Raw genomic sequence first — 21,025 nt, forward strand, 5'->3', positions numbered from 1 at the left:
TGGAGCAGCCATGCATATCGTCATTCCCGATGACTACCAGAATGTCATTCGTACCCTCGACTGCTTCGCCACTCTGGCCGATCACCAAGTCAGCGTCTATCACGACGCCGTGGATGACGTGCAGGTGCTGGCCGAGCGCTTCGCCGACGCCGATGCGCTGGTGCTGACCCGCGAGCGCACCCGTATAGATGAAGCGCTGCTGGCACGCCTGCCGAACCTCAAGCTGATCAGCCAGACCGGCAAGGTGTCCGGCCATCTGGATGTCGAGGCTTGCACCCGTCACGGCGTGGCGGTGATGGAAGGCCGCGGTTCGCCCATCGCACCGGCCGAACTGACCTGGGCGCTGATCATCAATGCGCGGCGCCAGTTGTTCCCGGCCATGCAGGCCATGTACGCCGGCCAGTGGCAGACCAACCTTGGTCAGCGTCTGGCCGGGCAAACTCTGGGCATCTGGGGCTATGGCAAGATCGGCCAACGCCTGGCCCGTTATGCACAGGCCTTCGAGATGCCGGTGCTGGTGTGGGGCAGTGAATCATCACGCCAAGCCGCGGTTGCCGATGGCCATCAAGCAGCCTCATCGCGCGAAGCCTTTTTCGCCGAAGCCGATGTACTCACCCTCCACCTGCGTCTGGCCGAGAGCACCCGGCACCTGGTTACCGCTGCCGATCTGGCGCTGATGAAGCCCAGCGCCCTGCTGGTCAACACCAGTCGCGCCGAACTGGTCGAGCCGGGCGCGCTGCTCGAATCCTTGAACAAGGGCCGTCCCGGTTTCGCAGCGCTGGATGTCTTCGAGCAGGAACCGCTGTTCGATGCGAATCATCCGCTGCTGCGTCATTCTCGCATGCTGTGTACCCCGCATTTGGGGTATGTGGAGCGCGAGGGTTATGAGCTGTATTTCGGCGATGCCTTCGCCAATGTGCGTGCTTTCTTCGCTGGTGAAAATTGCGTACTGGCCAACCCGTCAGTCGCCTCGAACAAATGAAAAAGACGCGCCGATAAGCAACGCTGCCTTTCTATGTATCGGCGGGCAGTTATCAACGACAGCCTGCCACCCCTACTTCTCCATATATAGCCATGGTTAAGTTCGACAGTGATATCGTCATGCTGCTTCGACCAAACTCCGCAATGGCAGTTAGCCAGCAACTAATGGTTTATGCCTTTATATGAGAAACGCTTCATTAGAGCCCATTAACAGGCCTGCGCCATTACACGCTACGCATTGCCCAGCGGAAGATTGGACAACATCACGCCAACGCATGACTGGTGGCCAAAGGCCTTCAGGGCAAGGCTTCCAGCCTGTAATCGAGCTGGAAATTTTCGAAATGGCCATATGACTGGCTACTATTGCCAACCATATGCGTGTGCATCAGCAAAAAACTGCCGCCAATATTACGCCAATTATAAGCACTGCTTCTCTGAATATAAGTCGCTGTTCTTAGCCACGATTTGCCACGGCACGAACATTGCTCACTTTATATATCGGCGACGGCAGTTAATCTGGCTGTCATGCGCCAAGCTTATTATCCAACCGACGAAGTCAGCGCACTAAAAGGATAACCGCGATGTTCAACGGGGCGCTCTGCCATGATGACTTACCGCAAGGGCGCACCGGTATGCAGCGAACTCGGCGGTGATGCGCCAGGAACATGCACGAAAAGGTTCAGTGTTTTTTTATGGTGTCGAGGGTCACGAGTTTACTGGCCGCCGGGGAACTTCTTACGAGAGCCGACAACCAATGACTCATGAAAAATGGCCGCAAGTCAATGCGATAGGCAGCTGACATCCCCTTTTGTCAGGCACCCGATCACGATGCCGAGCGGCCTAGCCCATCAAGCGATAGACCCCGGGAAGGGATTTGGCACCATGAAACTCACCAAGATACTGACGGCTTCACTAGCAGGTACGCTGTCTACAGCCAGCTGGGCAACAGACCCACAACACATCGACCTGGCTGGGTTCGAGTTCACGCCAACCCTGAATGTCGGCGAAAGCTACGACAGCAACTACCGCGGCGTGAGCGATAACGTTCGCTCCTCCTGGGTGACCAGCATCAACCCGAAATTCCTCCTTAGCGCCGAGACCCGCAACACCGGCTACCAGCTCGAATACGAAATCGACGATCAGAATTACCACTCCGACGACAACGCCAGCCACACCGATCAGCACCTGCGCTTTCGCAGCATCATGGAATTCAATTCGCGCAACCGCCTGCGCTGGAATCTGGGTTATCACCGCGTCGAGGAAACCACTGACGTGAGAGACCCCGACGACGACGAAAACGACAAGTACAACCGCAGCGTGGCCGGCGCGGTGTACACCTATGGCACCCAGACCGGGCTCAACCAGATCGACTTCGGCGTCAACTACGAGTCCATCCGCTATCGCAACAGCGGCGACCTGAATGAAGACCAGGACCGCGACAGCACCATGTTCAACACCGTCTGGTATCACCGTCTGGGTGGCAGCACCCGCTCCCTGGTGGAGCTGCGCCACACCGTCAACCAGTACGTGCTCAGCGAAAGCGACCGCGACAGCACCGATGACGCCGCGCTGTTCGGCGCCACCTGGGATGCCACCGCCAAGACCTCCGGCACCGTGCGCCTGGGTGCCCAGCGCAAGAATTTCGACAGCAGCAGTCGTCAGGACTACACCAGCCCCATGTGGGAAGTTGGTGTGAAGTGGGAACCGCGCACCTACTCCATCGTCAAACTCGACACGCGTCGCTCTTTCGATGAAGGCGAAGATGGTGCCAGTACCGTTCAGGACACCACCACACGCCTGGGTTGGGAGCACGAATGGTCGGCCTTCATCAGTTCGGAGCTGTTCTATCGCTACTCCGAGCGCGACTACAAGGCAACCGATCGTACGGACGACCGTACCGGCTACGGCCTGGAGCTGACCTATTCGCCGCTTCGCTGGGCTGATGTATCGCTGGGTTACCGCCACACCGAAAACGATTCGAGCGTGCGGGAGAAATCCTATGACCGGAACATCTATCAGCTGTCGTTGAGCTTGAGCCTCTAACACCCGGGCTCCTCAGCAGGGTGACGATGCAGTCGTCACCACCCTTATCAACCTTTTCCCGTTTGTCCTAACAGGCGAGCGGCGGGCGCCCTTTTCCCTGCGCCTGATGACCAAGCAACCACAAGGAGTATGCGGATGTCAGTCCACCATCTGTTCAAAGCCTTCTCGCTGCTGCTGATGCTCGCATTCGCAGCGGGCGCACAGGCCAACCCGCAGTATCGGCTGAGCTCTGGCGACGTGATCAAGATCAGTGTCTTCGGCGAGCCGGATCTGTCCTTCGAGGAAATCCGCCTCAACGATGCAGGCACCTTCTCCTATCCGTTCCTCGGCGCCATCGAAGCCAAAGACAAAACCGCAGCCGACATCGAGCGCATCATCACCGAGCGCCTCAAGGCCGATGGCTACCTGGTCGACCCGCGTGTCTCGGTCGCCGTTTCCACTTACCGCGAGTTCTATATCAGCGGTGAAGTGAAGGCCCCGGGAGGCTACCCCTATCAACCCGGCCTGACCCTGGACCGTGCCATCGCACTGGCTGGCGGCCTGACCGAACGCGCCTCGACCAAACGCATCACCATCGCACGCGGCACGGGCGAATCCCGCGCCTCGGAAAAAGCCACGCTCGACACCCTCGTCAAGCCGGGTGACACCATCACCATCGATCAAGGGTTCTTCTGAATATGAACAGTCCTGCACGAACGATCCGACAGTGGCAGCCCTCGCCCTCGGAAGCAGATAGCGATTACATCGACCTGCGGCGCATCTGGAATGCCGTATGGATGCGCAAGTGGGCCATCGCCCTGTTCGTCGTGGTGGTCACGCTGATCGCCGCGGTAGCCGTCTCCCGCATGACGCCGATCTACCGTGCCGTCGCCTCGGTGATGATCGAGACCAAGGGCACCCAGCTGGTGTCCTTCCAGCAGGTCACCGACACCACCGGTGCGGTGAACGAGTACCTGCAGACCCAACTCGGCCTGATCAAGAGCCGCGTGGTCGCCGAGAAAGTGGTTCGTGAACTCAACCTCACCGAACACCCCGACTTCGACCCGCGCCAGCAGCCGCAACCGCTGATCAATTTCGGTGGCATCACCCGTGGCCTGCAGAGCGCCCTGTCGATCACCGGCCTGGTGGACGAGCCCGAGCCGGCCAAGCCGATGACCGAGGCCGAGCTGCTCGACATCGTCACCAAGATCCTGATGGACCGCACCAACATCTGGGTAGAAGGCAAGAGCCAGCTGGTGAACATCTCCGTCGATCTGCCGGATCGCCTGACCGCTGCCGCCATTGCCAACTCCCTGGCCAGCAACTACATCGACAGCCAGCTCGAAGCGCAGATGGAAATGTCGCTGTCGGCCACCACCTGGATGAACACCCGTCTCACCGAACTGCGCAGCTCGCTGCAGGAAGCCGAGAACCGCCTGCAGGCTTATCGCGAAGCTGAAGGCCTGGTGGACGTCAACGGTGTGGCCACCATCAGCAACAACGAACTGTCGCTGACCGGTGACCGTATGATCGACGCCCGTCGCCAGCGTGCCGAGGCCGAGAGCCAGTACCATCAAGTACAGTCCATGGGCAGTGGCGACTGGCGTCGCCTGGCCAGCGTGCCGGCCGTACTCGGTAACCCGCTGATCCAGCAGTTCAAATCCGAGGAAGCCCGTGCCCGCGCCAAGGTCGAGGAGCTGTCGCGTCGCTATGGTGACCGCCACCCGGCCATGCTCGCCGCCAAATCCGATCTGAGTGCCGCCTCGGCGAGCCTGCGTGCCCAGGTCGAGCAAGTGGTCGCCAGCATCGAGCGTAACTATCAGCTGGCCGTGGCCAACGAAAACTCGCTGAATGCCTCGTTCGACAAGAACAAGGAACAGATCCAGGATATCTCGCGCAAGGAATTCAAGGTGCGTGAGCTGACCCGCGATGTGGAAAGCAACCGCTCGCTGTACGAGACCTTCATGACCCGCCTGCGCGAAACCGCGGCTACTCAGGACGTCAACTCCAGCAACGCGCGCATCATCGACCAGGCCGTTGTCCCGCTGCAGCCGGCTGCACCGAACCAGAAGCTGATCATCGTACTGGCGGCAGGCCTCGCCCTGATCTTCGGCATGGCACTGGCCATCGTCCGCGACATCCTCAACAACACCTTCAAGAGCGCCGACGATGTTGAGACCAAGCTGAACCTGCCGGTACTGGGCATCGTTCCGCTGATCGCCAACAACTCCAAGTACACCGCCGCGCACCTGTTCGAGCATGGCGAGGATCCACGCTTCTGCGAGTCGATCCGCACCATTCGCACCAGCCTGATGCTGGCCGATACCAACCGCTCCCAGAAGGTTCTGGTGGTCACCTCCTCGTCGCCTGGCGAAGGCAAGAGCACCCTGGTGGCCAACATGGCGTTCGCCCTCAGCCAGCTGCAACGCGTGCTGCTGATCGATGCCGACCTGCGCCGCCCGACCCTGGCCAAGAGCTTCGACTTCCCGGTCGGCACCCCTGGCCTGGCCAACCTGATCACCGGCAGCGCCAAGGTCGAAGAGTGCATCCACAACATGGGCACCAACCTGGACATGCTGCCGGCCGGCGCGGTACCGCCGAACCCGCTGGAGCTGCTGGCCTCGCCGCGCTTCGCCAAGTTCCTGGACATGATCAAGGAACGTTACGACCACATCATCATCGATTCACCGCCCAGCCAGGCCGTGAGCGATGCCGTGCTGCTGTCCACCTTCGCCGATGCGGTGATCTACGTGGTCAAGGCCGACGGCACGCCGATCCCGCTGGCCCAGCGTGGCGTCGGCCACCTGCTGCAGAGCGGTGCCTCGGTGATGGGCGTGGTGCTCAACCAGGTGGACGTGGAAAAGGCTGCGCGCTCCGGCGAATACAGCGGCTACTACGACCACTACGGCTACAGCGACCGCAAGGTCTGATAACCGCCATGACCAACCAGCGCATGACAGCAGGAGGTGCCCGATGATCGATCTGCATAATCACCTGCTGCCGGGCATCGACGACGGCCCGGCAGACCTGCCGACCGCGCTGGAGATGGCCCGCATGGCGGTGGCCAACGGCATCAGCCACGTGGTCTGCACGCCCCACATCCACATCGGCCGCTACGACAACGACAGCCGCACCATCGCCGAGACCTGCAGCCGCTTCAACGCCGCGCTGCAGGAGGCAGGCATCGACCTGAAGGTCGGCGCCGCCGCCGAGGTGCGCTTCTCCGGCGAGCTGATGACCCGTGTGCTGGACGGCAGCATCCCGTTCCTCGGTCAATGGGAAGGCAAGAAGGTACTGCTACTGGAGTTTCCCCACGGGGATATGCCCTTCGGTGCCGAACGCCTGACCCAATGGCTGCTCGACAAGGGCATCGTGCCGATCATCGCGCACCCGGAGCGCAACAAGGCGCTGATGAACAACCCGAGCAAGCTCAAGCCGTTCATCGAGCAGGGCTGCCTGCTGCAAGTGACCGCCGCCTCTGCCGCTGGTCGTTTTGGCGAGCGGGCAATGCACCTGGCTCACGAACTGCTGAGCAATCGTGTGGTCAGCATTATGGCGACTGATGCCCACAACCTGGATCACCGCCCTCCCCTATTACAAGAAGGTCTCCTGCAAGCCGCCCGGATCCTGGGCGAGAGAGAGGCCGAACGTCTGGTCATCGACACGCCCTGGCGCATCGCACACCAGCATTTCGCTTAGTTGACTGCCTGATAACGCGTGCCTGTCGGTTCAGGCCGCAGGATTCGTATTTGTTGGAGGTTGGAAAACCATGCGTCGAGAGTTCAGTTTCAGGGCGCAACCCTTTCAGCAGGCGCTGATGCGCTGCACGACCCTGGGCACGCCCGCCACCGCTGCAACCAAGGACATGTCGCCTCTCGTGCGTTCTCCGGAGGCCACTTACTTCATCGAAGATTTGCACGAGGATCGCCGCAAATGATTTCCAAACGGATCAATCCTGCCGAGAACCGCAGGGGACTCACGTTCTGGGGTCAATGGACCTGCGCCATTACTCTGGTCAGCATGCTGCTCTGCTACCTGGTCGTTCAGCGCTACGGTGACGTGCCCACCGAATACCGCCTGCTGATCGTCCTCACGGTACTGGGTTCGGTACCGGCCTACGGTCTGCTGCGCGTGTACCACAAGCGCCTCGGCTACCTGACCGGCCTGGGCCATCTGCTCGGCGGCTGGTTGCTGCTGTTGGCTGGCCTGCTGTTCATCGCCTACTTCAGCCAGAGCCTGGAGCGCTTCTCCTTCGAGATCATGCGTGAATGGGCACTGCTTGGCTTCCTGGCCCAGGCCATCGCCTTCATCCCGCTGCGCTACTTCGCCCGCCTGCATTCGGAGAAGCTGCGCAATGAGCGCGTCTCGCTGATCATCGGCTCGGGCGAGAAGGCCCACGAGCTGGCCGAGCGCCTGACCGCCAACAACCGCGTGCCGCTGGTCGGCCTGATCGCCTCCAGCGACGATGCCCACACCCAGGACGGCCGCTTCCCGATCCTCGGCAAGCTGCAGGAGCTGCGTGACGTCACCGAGCAGCACGGCGTACGCCGCGTCTACATTGCCCTGACCTTGGACGAAATCTCGCACATCGAGAAGCTCTACATCGACCTGCTGGACATGAGCGTCGACGTGGTCTGGGTACCGGACTTCGGCAGCATGCCACTGCTCAACCAGTCGATCTCGCAGATCGAACAGTTGCCGGCCATCTACCTCAACGAAAGCCCGATCAGCTCGCACCCCGCTGCGGTGTTCAGCAAAGAGCTGATGGACCGCACCCTGGCCTTCCTGGCGCTGGTGGCCCTGAGCCCGGTATTCATCATCGCGGCCATCGCCGTGAAGCTGTCCTCGCCCGGCCCGGTGTTCTTCCTGCAGCCGCGCCACGGCTGGAACGGTGGCGTGATCCTGGTGTGGAAATTCCGCTCCATGCGCATGCACGACGACAAGGTCGTCAAACAGGCGACTCGTGAAGACCCACGCATTACCCCGGTTGGCCGCTTCCTGCGCCGCACCTCCATCGACGAGCTGCCGCAGCTGATCAACGTGCTGCGTGGAGAGATGTCCCTGGTCGGCCCGCGCCCGCACGCGGTGGCCCACAACAACTACTACAGCGACAAGATCCTCGCCTACATGGCCCGTCATCGCCTCAAGCCCGGCATCACTGGCCTGGCCCAGGTGACCGGTCACCGTGGTGAAACCGAAACCCTGGAAAAAATGCAGCAGCGCGTGGAGAAGGACCTGGCCTACATCAACAACTGGTCCCTGTGGCTGGACATCAAGATCCTGGTGAAGACGCCCTTCACCCTGTTCTCGCGCGACATTTACTAACGCGCCCGCTTTTGGCGCACGTAACGATTAACGTTAACTCAAGGAAAGTTTATCCATGAATATCACTGTCGTTGGAACCGGCTACGTCGGCCTCGTCACCGGCGCTTGTATCGCCGAGATGGGCAACACGGTTGTCTGCGTGGATGTCGATCCGAAAAAGATCGAGAACCTCAAGAAAGGCATCCTGCCGATTTACGAGCCGGGCCTGGAAACCGTGGTGGAAGAGAACTTCGAGGCCGGTCGCCTGCTGTTCACCACCGCGCTGCCAGAAGCGATGGAGCAATCGGACATCATCTTCATCGCCGTCGGCACGCCGCCCGGCGAAGACGGCTCGGCCGATCTGCGCTACGTGCTGGAAGTGGCGCGCCAGGTCGGCAGCCTGATGACCCGCCACACCACCGTGATCAACAAGTCCACCGTGCCGGTCGGCACTGCCGACCTGGTGCGCGCCGAGATCCTCGAGCAGCTCGAGCTGCGCGGCAAGAGCATCAGCTTCGATGTGGTATCCAACCCTGAATTCCTCAAGGAAGGCGCTGCGGTCGACGACTTCATGCACCCGGATCGCATCATCGTCGGCACCGACAGCGAACGCGCTCGCCAGGTGATGAGCGAGTTGTACGCGCCCTTCATCCGCAACAACCCGCGCATCAAGTTCATGGGCGTGCGTGATGCGGAAATGACCAAATACGCCGCCAACGCCATGCTGGCCACGAAGATCTCCTTCATGAACGAGATCGCCAGCCTGTGCGACCGCCTCGACGTGGACATCGAGAACGTGCGCCTGGGCATCGGCTCGGACCAGCGCATCGGTTATCACTTCATCTACGCCGGCTGCGGCTATGGCGGCTCGTGCTTCCCGAAAGACGTCAAGGCGCTGATCAGCATCGCCCACCAGAACGACTTCGAGCCCAAGCTGCTGCAGGCCGTCGAAGCCCGTAACGATCAGCAGAAGCAATCGCTGTTCAACAAGCTGGCCGCGCACTTCGAGGGCGACCTCAAGGGCCGTACCTTCGCCGTCTGGGGTCTGGCGTTCAAGCCCGGTACCGACGACATGCGCGAAGCACCCAGCGTGGTGCTGATCAACAGCCTGATCAACGCTGGCGCCAAGGTCAAAGCCTTCGACCCGATCGCCCGTGAAACCGCAGCGCGCGAATTCCCTGAGCACTGGCTCAACGAGGGTCGCCTGCAAATCGTCGACGGTCAGTACGAAGCCGCCATCGATGCCGACGCCCTGGTACTGGTCACCGAGTGGAAGCCGTTCCGTCGCCCTGACTTCAAGGCGCTGAAGAAGCTGCTCAAGCAGCCGGTGATCATCGATGGCCGCAACCAGTACGACCTCGGCCAGGTGAACCGCGAGGGCTTCGACTACTACGGCATTGGCCGTAAGCAAGTGAACGGCTGAGCCGCCGCTGACATGGACGTCATCACTCACACCCTCTCGGCCCACCCTGCCCTGCACGCCCACCAGGCGTGCCTGAAGCAGTGCGGCGCAGAACCTTTTGCGCCGGGCCAGCACGCTGCACACCTCGCCTGCCACCGTCACCCGCCTAGCACCCGCTCAGGCGTGCGAAGCGGTGCCCGGCGTGGTGTGCTAGCCGTGATCGGCTCAACCCATTTTCAACAGAGACCGGCTTCGATCCTATGACCGAACAATTGCCCACCATCGTCGTCATCGGCTACAACCGCCCCAAGAGCCTCAGCCGCCTGCTGGGTTCCCTGATCCAGGCGCAGTACCCCGAAGGCAACGTGCGCCTGGTGATCAGCCTCGACAACTCCGGCAACCCGGAGCCACGCAAGGTCGCCGAAGCGTTCGACTGGCCCCACGGGGAAAAGCGCATCATCGCCCATCCGCAGCGCCTCGGCCTGCGCCAGCACGTGCTGAGCTGTGGCGACCTGACCGAGCAATACGGCGACGTGATCATCCTCGAGGACGATCTGTTCGTTTCACCGTTCTTCTATGACTACACCCACAAGGCCCTGCAAGCCTATGCCGATGACGCCGGCGTGGCCGGTATCAGCCTTTACAGCGTGCAGTTCAGCCAGACCGTAGACCTGCCCTTCATGCCGGTCGACGATGGCGACTCCCACGTGCATTTCATCCAGATGGCCGCGTCCTGGGGCCAGGCCTGGTCGCGCCGGCACTGGCAGGGCTTTCGCCAGTGGCTGGAAAGCAACGGCACTGACATCAGCCATATCGATGGCATCCCGGCGGACATCCGCGGCTGGCCGGAGTCCTCGTGGCTCAAGCTGTACACCGCGTACATCATTTCCCGGGATCTGTACTTCGTGTACCCGTTCCGCTCGCTGACCACCAACTTCGGCGATCCGGGTCAGCACTTCAACATCGCCTCGTCGCGCTTCCAGGTGCCGATCCAGCAGAAGGTGGTCGACTACAAGTTCGCTCGCCGCGAGGACAGCCTGTCGGTCTACGACGCCTACTGCGAGCTGCTGCCGGCGTGCATCAAGCGTCGCAACCCGGTGCTCGCCGACTACGATTTCACGGTCAACCTGTACGGCAGCAAAACCTGCAAAGGGCTGCAACTGACCCGTACGAACGCCCGTGGCCTGCACAATTTCGCCCTTTCCATGAAGCCCATGGAACTGAGCATCCTGCACAACATCGAAGGTGAGGGCCTAGCCCTGATCGACTCCGCCGACCTCACCAGCGACAGCAAAGTGCGGCAGAAGGCTGAGTACGACATCTACCGTTTCTTTTACAAGTTTCCGTCGGTACGGATCATTTTTCTCGGCGTCATGGAACGTCTGCAATTGCTGCTCAAGCGCGCCTGATCCACCGACCGCGCGCAGCGATTTGGCTACAGCTCTCTAATCAATTGAATATCGCAGGTATTTTGCAATGGCACAGAAAAAAGCGCTCATCACTGGTATCACCGGTCAAGACGGTTCCTACCTCGCCGAGTTCCTGCTGGAAAAGGGTTACCAGGTGCATGGCATCAAGCGCCGCGCGTCGTCCTTCAACACCCAGCGTGTGGATCACATCTACCAGGATCCGCATGTCGACAACCAGAACTTCATCCTCCACTACGGCGACCTCAACGACTCGTCCAACCTGACCCGCATCATCCAGGAAGTACAGCCTGACGAGGTCTACAACCTCGGCGCGCAATCCCACGTAGCGGTCAGCTTCGAAGCCCCGGAATACACCGCCGACGTCGATGCCATGGGTACCCTGCGCATCCTCGAGGCCATCCGCCTGCTGGGCCTGGAAAAGAAAACCCGTTTCTACCAGGCCTCCACCTCCGAGCTGTACGGCCTGGTGCAGGAAATTCCGCAGAAGGAAACCACCCCCTTCTACCCGCGCTCGCCCTATGCGGTCGCCAAGCTGTACGCCTACTGGATCACCGTGAACTACCGTGAAGCCTATGGCATGTACGCGTGCAACGGCATCCTCTTCAACCACGAGTCGCCGCGCCGTGGCGAGACCTTCGTGACCCGCAAGATCACCCGCGGCCTGGCCAACATCGCCCAGGGCCTGGAGCCTTGCCTGTACATGGGCAACATGGACGCGCTGCGTGACTGGGGTCATGCCAAGGACTACGTGCGCATGCAGTGGATGATGCTACAGCAGGAGCAACCGGACGACTTCGTGATCGCCACCGGCGTGCAGTACTCGGTGCGTGAATTCATCACCTGGTCGGCGGCCGAACTGGGCGTGCACCTGCGCTTCGAAGGCAACGGCGTGGACGAGCAAGGCATCGTCGAACGCATCGACGGCGACAAGGCACCGGCGCTGAAAGTCGGCGACGTGATCGTGCGTGTCGACCCGCGCTACTTCCGCCCTGCCGAAGTGGAAACCCTGCTGGGCGACCCGACCAAGGCCAAGACCAAGCTGGGCTGGACGCCGGAGATCACCGTGCAGGAAATGTGCGCCGAGATGGTCAGCGAAGACCTCAAGGTCGCCCAGCGCCACGCCCTGCTCAAGGAGCACGGCCACGAACTGCCAGTCTCCGTGGAGAACTGAGCATGAGCGCGCTTCTCAACCAGCGCGTCTTCGTCGCCGGCCATCGCGGGATGGTCGGTTCGGCGATCGTGCGCCACCTGCAGAGCCTGGGTTACCAGAGCATCATCACCGCGCCACGCGAAAGCGTGGACCTGGTCGATGCGGCCAGCGTGAAGCGTTTCTTCGCCGAGCAACGCATCGACCAGGTCTACCTGGCCGCGGCGAAGGTCGGCGGCATCCACGCCAACAACCAGTACCCGGCCGACTTCATCTATCAGAACCTGATGATCGAGGCCAACGTCATCAACGCCGCCCACGAGGCCGGCGTGCAGAAGCTGCTGTCGCTGGGCAGCTCGTGCATCTACCCCAAGCATGCCGAGCAGCCAATGCGTGAAGAAGCGCTGCTGACCGGCGTGCTGGAGCCGACCAACGAGCCCTACGCGATCGCCAAGATCGCCGGGATCAAGCTGTGCGAGAGCTACAACCGCCAGCATGGCCGCGACTACCGCAGCGTGATGCCGACCAACCTGTACGGCCCGCACGACAACTACCACCCGGAAAACAGCCACGTCATCCCCGCCCTGCTGCGCCGCTTCCACGAAGCGACCCTGCGTGGCGACGATGAAGTGGTGATCTGGGGCAGCGGTACGCCGATGCGCGAGTTCCTGCACGTCGACGACATGGCCGCGGCCAGCGTCCACGTGATGAACCTGGATGAAGCCACCTACCAGGCGCACACCCAGCCCATGCTCTCGCACATCAACGTGGGCACCGGCCAGGACTGCACCATTCGCGAGTTGGCCGAAACCATCGCGCGGGTCACCGAGTTCCAGGGCTGCCTGAGCTTCGACGCCAGCAAGCCCGACGGCACGCCGCGCAAGCTGATGGACGTCTCGCGCCTGGCCAAGCTCGGCTGGACGGCGAGCATCGACCTGGAAAGCGGCCTGCGTGACGCCTACCGCTGGTTCGTCGACAACATCGACGACGTACGGGGCTGACATGTTCCTGCCGGCCGACACCTTCAAGACCGTGGTCGCCAGCACGCCGCTGGTGTCCATCGATCTGCTGGTACGCAACCCGCAGGGCGAACTGCTGCTGGGCGAGCGGCTCAACCGCCCCGCCCAGGGCAGCTGGTTCGCGCCCGGCGGGCGCATTCTCAAGAACGAAACGCTGGACGCGGCGTTCGCCCGCCTGACCCAGGAAGAACTGGGCCAGGCGTTCAGCCGCGACCAGGGCAAGCTGCTCGGCGTGTACGAGCACTTCTATGACGACAGCGTGTTCGGCACCGCGCCGGATACCCACTACGTCGTCATCGCTTACGCACTGGAGCTGGACGCGCAACAGAACCTGCAGCCGCCCAGCGTGCAACACGGTCGCTACCGCTGGTGGCCGCTCGAGCAGATGCGCAATGAACCGCGCATCCACGGCAACACCCGCGATTACTTGCAGGCGCTGTACTAGATACCTCGCGAGGCACGCCTACGCGGCGTCGCCTGTGAGCCAAGACAATTTCGATATGGGAAGGCGAGCTTGTTCAAGCAACTCCTGGCATACCGCAATCTGCTGCTGATCTTGTTTGTCCTGAACTCGGCCTGTTTCTTTCTGACCGACGACAAGAAGGCTGGCATCCCCTACCTGCGCGAGCTGTGGCTGCTCGGGCTGCTGGGCGCCTCCGCCGCGCTGTTCCTGGTCTGGAAGCGTATCTACCAGTCCAAGACCAGCCTGTGGATCATCTTCATGGGCCTGGCACTGCCGGTCGTCTCGGCGATCATGGCCGAGCTCAACTTCGATCAGCCGTTCATCTATGGCCTGCTCGAAGAGCGCCGCAGTTTCGCCTACCTGGTGTTCTTCCCGGCGCTGTTCCTGATGATCAAGACCGCGCCGACCCAGAAGCACCTGGAGAACTTCTTCCTGTATTCGGGCCTGACGTGCGCCTTCATCGGCTACTGCTACTTCTTCAAGATCATCCCGGAAAACGCCAGCCTGTCCTTCACCATGGACGCCAAGGATGCCGGCGACGCGCTGCTGCGCCCTGACCGTTACCGCATCGGCTCGAGCTACGTGACCATCTGCGCCTTCATGCTGATGTACAGCATGAAGGCGCGTATTTCGCTGCCCAAGGTCTTCACCCTGCTGTTCTTCGCGTCCTACCTGTGGCTGGTACTGCAGACGCGCCAGACCATGATCATCTGGTGTCTGGCCGGCCTGTGGATCTTCCGCGACCGCATCGACTCGCTGCTCAAGCTCGGCCTGCTCGCCGCGACCATTCTGGTAGCCTCGTTCTTCATGTTCCCGGAGTTCTACTACGCGCAGTTCGACAAGTTCCAGGCGCTGCTCGACGAGGCCACCACCGGCCCGGGCGTACGCGACAACACCACGGCGATCATCATCGGCGCGATCGCCGACAACATGTACATCGGCATGGGCTCACTGTCACTGCAGTGGAAAGGCGGCTTCGGTGCCCTCTACAACCCGCACTTCTACCTGTCAGACGTGGGGATCTTCGGCGTTTACTACCGCTACGGCTTCCTCACGCCGCTGATTGCGCTGATCTTCTATTTCGGCTACCTGCGCATCATGAAGCGCTGCCCCGAGAAAGGCCCGCTACTCAGCGCCTTCCAGCTGATCTTCTGGTTCCAGATGCTCAACATGTTCCTGTCCAACTCCCTGATGTACGGCGGCGATATCTTGGGCATCGGTGCCGCCTGCTTCCTGTACTACTCCCGCGCATACGCCGCGCAAGCATCCCCGACTCGTGAGATCAGAGGCACACGCCATGACCCAATTCAGTATCGTAACCATCAACTGGAATAACCTGGAGGGTCTCAAGCAGACCTACCAGAGTGTGGCTGCCCAGACCTACCGCAACTTCCGCTGGATCGTCGTCGACGGTGCGTCCACCGATGGCGGCGCCGAGTGGCTGGCGACCATCGACGAGCCCTACGCCGAGATCACCTCCGAGCGCGACAAGGGCCTCTACGACGCCATGAACAAGGGCCTGATCAAGGGCTCGGCGACCGAGGGCTACACCCTGTTCCTCAACAGCGGCGACTTCTTCTACGACGAGAACGTGCTGCAGAAGGTCGCCGATGCCATCGAGCGCGCACCGGGCAAGCCGCGCTACGTGTATGGCGACTATCACCTGCAGGACGCCGCCGGGCGCCTGACGCCGCAAAAGGCGAAGAAGATCGAGCACCTGGTTCTGGGCATGCCCTCCAGCCACCAGGCGATGTACTTCGAGAACGAGCGCCTGCGCAAGGTGCGCTTTCGCGACGATTTCAAGCTCTCGGCCGACTACTGCATGATCGTCGAATTCCTGCAGGGCCAGGATCATCAGCGCGATGTGCTGAAGATCGAGTCGCCGCTGTGCATCTTCGACACCACCGGCGTTTCCACCAGCCGTCGCTTCGACGCGCTCAAGGAAGACATGCGCATTCGTCGGGAGGTCATGAAACTATCGCCGTTGCATAGCATCTCTTTGTATGTCCTGCACTACGTGCATACCCACAGCAAGTTGCTGAAAGCGGCTTTGGGCAAATGAATCGCGAGCAATACGAATCGTTGCCCGAGCGTGATACGCGCCAGTGGCGCAAAGAGGTGTTGATGAAGGCCTTTGATATCGAGTTCTACGCTGGCACCAAGGATCGCCTGATCGAGGACTTGGTTGAGCACAGCACCGACAAGTACAGCTACATCGTGACGCCCAACGTGAATCACGTGGTGCAGCTGGAAACCGACCGCGACCTCAAACGCGCCTATGCCGTGGCGCGCCACCGCATCTGCGACAGCCGCGTGCTGCTGCCGCTGCTGCGCATGCTCAAGGTGCCGGTCGAGGACGCCATTCCCGGCAGCACCCTGACCGCCGAACTGATCGGCATCGCCGATGAGCGTGCCTGGGACGTGACCATCATCGGCTGCGAAGACGATGACATCGCACGGCTGCGTGAGCGCTTCCCGAACATCAACTTCCACCACCACAACCCGCCGATGGGGTTCATCGACAGCGAAGAAGCGATTCAGGCCTGCCTGTCCTTCGTCGTCGAGCATCCGTCTCATCTGGTGGTGCTCTCGGTGGGTTGCCCGCGCCAGGAAATTCTCGCGCACAAGATCTTCGAGACCGACCAGGCCGTCGGCATCGGCCTGTGCGTCGGCGCCTCGATCAACTTCCTGTCCGGCAAGTTGCAGCGTGCCCCGATGTGGATGCAACGCTACTCGCTGGAATGGCTACACCGTGCTTATACCGAACCACGCCGTCTGGTCGGCCGTTACGTCCGCGACGCGTTCCTGATCCTGCCGATTCTGGTCCGAGAATTCCGCCTTCGGCAATCACTCTTCATGGGAGGAGCTCCACGATGATTCCTGTCATTCTTTCCGGCGGTAATGGCTCGCGCCTGTGGCCGCTTTCGCGCCAACTCAACCCCAAGCAGTTCCTGCCGATCGCCGATGACTCGCTGTCCATGCTGCAAGCGACCATTCGCCGCCTGGAAGGCCTGAAGGTCAGCCAGCCATGCCTGATCTGCAACGAGGAGCACCGCTTCCTCGCTGCCGAGCAACTGCGCACTCTGGGTATCGACAACGCCAGCATCCTGCTCGAGCCCGTAGGCCGCAATACCGCTCCCGCGGTTGCCCTGGCAGCGATCAAGGCGCTGGAAAAGGAACACGATCCGGTGCTGTTGATCCTCGCCGCCGATCACCTGATCAAGGACGTCGACGCGTTCCACCGCGCCGTGGAAACCGCCCTGCCCTTCGCCCAGGCTGGCAAGCTGGTGACCTTCGGCATCGTGCCGACCCATGCCGAGACCGGCTACGGCTACCTGCAGAAAGGCGCCGCGGCGGGCGAAGGTGGCTTCACCGTCGCGAAGTTCGTCGAGAAGCCCGACAGCGAAAACGCCGAGCGTTACCTGGCCTCCGGCGAGCACTTCTGGAACAGCGGCATGTTCATGTTCCGCGCCAGTCGCTACCTCGAAGAACTGCAGCGCTGGCAGCCGGAGATTCTCGAAGCCTGCCGCCGGGCCACTGCGCAAAGCGAAGAAGACATGCACTTCGTGCGCATCGGCAAGGAAGCATTCGCCGCCTGCCCGGAAGACTCCATCGACTACGCGGTGATGGAAAAGACCGAAGACGCCGTGATGGTGCCACTGGACGCCGGCTGGAGCGACATCGGCTCCTGGTCCGCCCTGTGGGACGTCAGCGACAAGGACGAACAGGGTAACGTGCACAAGGGCGACGTGCTCAGCCACGACAGCCAGAACAACTACGTGCATGCCGACTATCGCCTGGTGACCACCGTGGGCGTCGAGGACCTGATCATCGTCGAGACCAAGGACACTGTCATGGTCGCGCACAAGGACAAGGCCCAAGAGGTCAAGCGCATCGTCGAGCAGCTCAAGCGCGAAGAGCGTTGCGAGCATCTCAACAACCGCGAAGTCTATCGTCCGTGGGGCATGTACGACTCCATCGACAACGGTGCGCGTTATCAGGTCAAACGCATCACCGTGAAGCCCGGCGCCAAGCTGTCCGTGCAGATGCACCACCACCGTGCCGAGCACTGGATCGTGGTCAGCGGCACTGCACAGGTGACCAATGGCGATGAGACCTACATGGTCACCGAAAACCAGTCGACCTACATCCCGATTGGCCAGATTCATGCATTGGAAAACCCGGGCATGATTCCGCTCGAGCTGATCGAAGTACAGTCCGGGACGTATCTGGGCGAAGACGATATCATCCGCTTCTCCGACAACTATGGCCGCGTCAAGGAACTCAAGGTTTCCGCGGCCTGAGGTCAGGCCAGCGCTCATGTGCGCAGGCGCCCATCACCGGGGCCCTCTGGGGCCCCTTCGCCGGGTGGTTCGCCACCCCTGCCATGGCTCTGCCAGTTCACACCCGATGGGGCAAGGAATGCCTTACATCTCGCGATCAAACGGATTTCTACAAGAACAAGCAAAGCGCGAAGCCCACGTGAACACACACCGGATAATTCTCCTACTTTCCGACAACGAGGCTCGCCCGTGAAAACTTCCAAACTCCTGTACGACCCCGTTATTCACAAACTGAAGTTGCTGGAAGAACATGATGTGACGCCGTTGCTCGAAGACTTGAGCACTCCGAAGAAACCGACCATCGTCGGCTTTCTCAACCAGCATGGCTACAACCTGATCCAGCAAGACAAGCGCGCTCGCCGCCACTTCCTGCAGATCAACCACCTGCTGCGCGACGGCATCGGCATCAAACTGGCCTGCCAGTTGAACGGCCTGGCGCCCGGCGCCAACCTCAACGGCACCGATTTCATTCCGGCGCTGATCGAGCACGCCCTACAGGACGAACGTAGCGACCAGTACCAGTTGTTCGCCATGGGAACCTGCGAGCCGTGGACCGAGGAAGGTGCCAACGCCCTGTTCCGTGGTCGTGAGCACCACACCATCGATGGTTTCCAGCCGGTGGAGCGCTACCTGGAATTCGTCCAGGAACACCTGCAGCCGGGCAAGATCCCGCTGATCGTGATGGGCATGGGCATGCCACGCCAGGAAGAAGTCGCCGTCACCCTGCAGCGCAACCTCAACCGCCCTGCCCTGATGATCTGCGGTGGTGCGATCCTGGATTTCGCCGCCCAACGCTTCAACCGGGCGCCTGAAGTGTTTCGCAAGGTTGGCATGGAGTGGGCCTATCGCCTGCTGATGGAGCCGCGTCGGTTGTTCGCCCGCTACGTGCTGGGCATTCCGCAGTTCTTCTACTACATCGTACGCAACGGCCGCGACAGCAAGGTCGCGGTCAGTGAGCAAGGCGCCTACGACCGAAAATCCTGAGGTCGACTACCGGTACTACAACGCCCGGACGAGTGCATCTTCCGGGCGTTTTTTTGCGATTATCTCAGGAACATCCGTCTTGGCGCCGGACTGGCAAATCCGTTTGTCTTCTCGTTAGGTGTTTAGACGCAACTGCGTTGTGTGCAGAAACTCCCTGTTTCGCCCCCTCGGACGACTCACTTTTCGTTGAAGCGTGCAAAGAAAAGTAAGCAAAAGAAAGCGCCCCCATCATCCGGCTCCGACTACGTCGGGGTTTATTCGCTCCATCGTCGTTCCGAGGCTCCGAGGGTCGGCTTCCAAGGGCCCATCTTTAAACATACGAAACTCTGGTGAATTGCCTGCGATTTAGAGGGCGTGCAGAGCCCGTCCAGGAGGGCGAATGGAATCGTCGTGGAAGAGGTTGAGCGGCATGGATGCCGCGAGAGCCGCGATGGGCCATGGATGGCCCTTCGCGGCGGGCCTCTGGAACGGCGATGGAATGAGCGAACCCCGGCGCAGCCGGGGCCGGATGATCGGGCGGAGGGTTTTGGTTACTTTTGCCCGCAAAAGTGACTCGCCCGACAGGGCGAAACCGGAGACGTCAGTAGGACGTCGATAAGCCGGTAGGTTGCTTGAGCGCCGAAAACATCCCTAAACGCACACAAACTTGCCAATCCGGTATCAACAGGCGTCCCCCTACAGAAGTCTGGCACGCTGGAAAAGGCGGCGCAGCGGATGCTGCGTCGCCCCTATCCATTTAACGACCTGTCGCCACCGCGACCGGCTTCTCGCTACCCACGCTGCGGCCCTGCTGGATCAGCGCGAACACCTCATTCCACATCGCCTGAGTACGGGTCTTCAGCTCCGCGGAGTGCGCGTTCAAGCGCGCAGACAGCGCCTGCATCTGCACCGGATCGGTAAGGTTGTCGAGGGCGCGGTTCAGCTCCTCGTCGCTCAGGTTGATGTCCAGTACGCCTTCGGAGAATCCGTAGTCGGCGAACAGCATCTGGTACTTGTGGCTCCAGCCGGTGGCCAGCGACGGCACGCCCTGTGACAGCGCACTGACCAGGCCGTGGAAGCGGCTGCCCAGGGTGCCGCGACAAGCGCCAAGGATGCCCTTGATGGCCAGCGGATCGGTCTCGCGCAGGATCGGCAATCCCCCTACGGCTCTGGAGACCTGCTCGGCCAGACGCGCATCGCCCTCGCCTTCGTGGATCAGCAGGAACGGCTTGGCGCCACGCTCGACCAGCGCCTTGGCAGCGCGCTCGAGGAACGGCGCATAGCCCTTGGCGATGCTGTCGTTGGTCTTGTCGAGCATGCGGCAGTTGGGTACCAGGCAGATCTGATGAATTTCGGGGTCGAAATAGTCCGGCACCGGGCCCGAGATCAGGTTGGTGAAATCCGGGGCGATCTTGATGTTGTCGCGCTCGCCGACGATCTCGGTCAGGTAATCGTAGGAAATCTGTTCCCGGGCGAAGATCAGGTCGCAGTTGTCGACGAACGCCTTCACCGCCTCGCGGCTGCGCGGGTCACGGAACGGGCCGAACGCCTGGGGCAGCAGAATCACTTTGGAGCCCTGCTTCTTCCAGCGCTGGCTGGAGCGCGCCAGTTCCTCGGACAGATCCGGGCCCCACTGGTCGCTGTAGGCGAAGCCGGCGGCGTCCAGCACCACGTTGATATCCTTGTCGAGCACGATGCCGTACTGCTCGCGAATGCCAGCCGGTACCAGCGCCGCCAGGTCGCCGAACGGGATGCCCTTACGCCACAGCCAGGCCTTCTGATACAGCCCCAGAGAGGCGCGATTGAAATAGGGATAGGGGCTATTGGCCCGGCCGGGCTCCATCACCACCTTGGCAGCCGGCACGTTCTTGCGCACTTGCTGCAGGGCGGCGTGCAGCATCAGCGCAGCCCCCTTGTTGACGAAACCGGCTTTGCGAATCTCGACGTACAT

18 protein-coding genes are annotated in these 21,025 nt (G+C 61.4%); 17 read left to right on the forward strand and 1 reads right to left on the reverse strand.

The features are described from left to right. Window positions 1-10 precede the first annotated feature (10 nt). The 17 genes from BVH01_RS19790 to BVH01_RS19865 all read left to right on the forward strand — a co-directional run bounded on the left by BVH01_RS19790 (window position 11) and on the right by BVH01_RS19865 (window position 19,095). The gene (locus tag BVH01_RS19790) at window positions 11-982 is read left to right on the forward strand and encodes a D-2-hydroxyacid dehydrogenase family protein (RefSeq protein ID WP_075931949.1); all 972 of its coding nucleotides are present in this window, start codon (window positions 11-13) and stop codon (window positions 980-982) included. Between the two features lie 881 nt (window positions 983-1,863). After that, window positions 1,864-3,024, forward strand: coding sequence for an outer membrane beta-barrel protein (locus BVH01_RS19795; RefSeq protein ID WP_075931950.1), 1,161 nt, complete (start codon window positions 1,864-1,866; stop codon window positions 3,022-3,024). Window positions 3,025-3,159: 135 nt separating this feature from the next. Continuing rightward, the gene (locus tag BVH01_RS19800; RefSeq protein WP_075931951.1) at window positions 3,160-3,699 is read left to right on the forward strand and encodes a polysaccharide biosynthesis/export family protein; all 540 of its coding nucleotides are present in this window, start codon (window positions 3,160-3,162) and stop codon (window positions 3,697-3,699) included. 2 nt (window positions 3,700-3,701) lie between these two features. After that, window positions 3,702-5,933, forward strand: a complete 2,232-nt coding sequence (locus tag BVH01_RS19805; RefSeq protein WP_075931952.1) for a polysaccharide biosynthesis tyrosine autokinase — start codon at window positions 3,702-3,704, stop codon at window positions 5,931-5,933. A 43-nt stretch (window positions 5,934-5,976) separates the two neighbouring features. Further along, window positions 5,977-6,702, forward strand: a complete 726-nt coding sequence (locus BVH01_RS19810; protein WP_075931953.1) for a tyrosine-protein phosphatase — start codon at window positions 5,977-5,979, stop codon at window positions 6,700-6,702. 70 nt (window positions 6,703-6,772) lie between these two features. Further along, window positions 6,773-6,940: a hypothetical protein gene (locus BVH01_RS24710; RefSeq protein WP_168172886.1), complete on the forward strand. Its 168-nt coding sequence runs from the start codon at window positions 6,773-6,775 to the stop codon at window positions 6,938-6,940. After that, entirely contained in the window at window positions 6,937-8,328 is a 1,392-nt protein-coding gene (locus tag BVH01_RS19815; protein ID WP_075931954.1) for an undecaprenyl-phosphate glucose phosphotransferase, read from the forward strand. Before BVH01_RS24710 ends, BVH01_RS19815 begins: the two co-directional genes overlap by 4 nt. Before the next feature lie 55 nt (window positions 8,329-8,383). Beyond that, a complete protein-coding gene (locus tag BVH01_RS19820; protein WP_075931955.1) occupies window positions 8,384-9,730 on the forward strand; it encodes a UDP-glucose/GDP-mannose dehydrogenase family protein in 1,347 nt (448 codons plus the stop codon). Window positions 9,731-9,969: 239 nt separating this feature from the next. Continuing rightward, window positions 9,970-11,118, forward strand: coding sequence for a glycosyl transferase family 2 (locus tag BVH01_RS19825; RefSeq protein ID WP_075931956.1), 1,149 nt, complete (start codon window positions 9,970-9,972; stop codon window positions 11,116-11,118). 67 nt (window positions 11,119-11,185) lie between these two features. Beyond that, a complete protein-coding gene (gene gmd, locus BVH01_RS19830) occupies window positions 11,186-12,310 on the forward strand; it encodes a GDP-mannose 4,6-dehydratase (protein ID WP_075931957.1) in 1,125 nt (374 codons plus the stop codon). Between the two features lie 2 nt (window positions 12,311-12,312). Next, window positions 12,313-13,287 carry a GDP-L-fucose synthase gene (locus tag BVH01_RS19835; protein WP_075931958.1) on the forward strand — a complete coding sequence of 325 codons (975 nt, stop codon included), beginning with the start codon at window positions 12,313-12,315 and terminating at the stop codon, window positions 13,285-13,287. A gap of 1 nt (window position 13,288) precedes the next feature. After that, window positions 13,289-13,750 (forward strand): GDP-mannose mannosyl hydrolase, encoded by a 462-nt coding sequence (locus tag BVH01_RS19840; protein WP_075931959.1) that lies wholly within the window; start codon window positions 13,289-13,291, stop codon window positions 13,748-13,750. Window positions 13,751-13,819: 69 nt separating this feature from the next. After that, window positions 13,820-15,103 (forward strand): hypothetical protein, encoded by a 1,284-nt coding sequence (locus BVH01_RS19845; RefSeq protein ID WP_075931960.1) that lies wholly within the window; start codon window positions 13,820-13,822, stop codon window positions 15,101-15,103. Further along, entirely contained in the window at window positions 15,066-15,830 is a 765-nt protein-coding gene (locus BVH01_RS19850; protein ID WP_075931961.1) for a glycosyltransferase, read from the forward strand. Before BVH01_RS19845 ends, BVH01_RS19850 begins: the two co-directional genes overlap by 38 nt. A 62-nt stretch (window positions 15,831-15,892) precedes the next feature. Continuing rightward, entirely contained in the window at window positions 15,893-16,645 is a 753-nt protein-coding gene (locus BVH01_RS19855; RefSeq protein WP_075932118.1) for a WecB/TagA/CpsF family glycosyltransferase, read from the forward strand. Continuing rightward, window positions 16,642-18,072 (forward strand): mannose-1-phosphate guanylyltransferase/mannose-6-phosphate isomerase, encoded by a 1,431-nt coding sequence (locus BVH01_RS19860; protein WP_075931962.1) that lies wholly within the window; start codon window positions 16,642-16,644, stop codon window positions 18,070-18,072. Before BVH01_RS19855 ends, BVH01_RS19860 begins: the two co-directional genes overlap by 4 nt. 228 nt (window positions 18,073-18,300) lie before the next feature. Beyond that, entirely contained in the window at window positions 18,301-19,095 is a 795-nt protein-coding gene (locus BVH01_RS19865) for a WecB/TagA/CpsF family glycosyltransferase (RefSeq protein ID WP_075931963.1), read from the forward strand. Between the two features lie 736 nt (window positions 19,096-19,831). Here BVH01_RS19865 and BVH01_RS19875 read toward each other — a convergent pair. After that, the gene (locus BVH01_RS19875) at window positions 19,832-21,025 is read right to left on the reverse strand and encodes a polysaccharide pyruvyl transferase family protein (protein ID WP_075931964.1); all 1,194 of its coding nucleotides are present in this window, start codon (window positions 21,023-21,025) and stop codon (window positions 19,832-19,834) included.

This window comes from Pseudomonas sp. PA1(2017) (genome assembly GCF_001945375.1).
Classification (GTDB): domain Bacteria; phylum Pseudomonadota; class Gammaproteobacteria; order Pseudomonadales; family Pseudomonadaceae; genus Aquipseudomonas.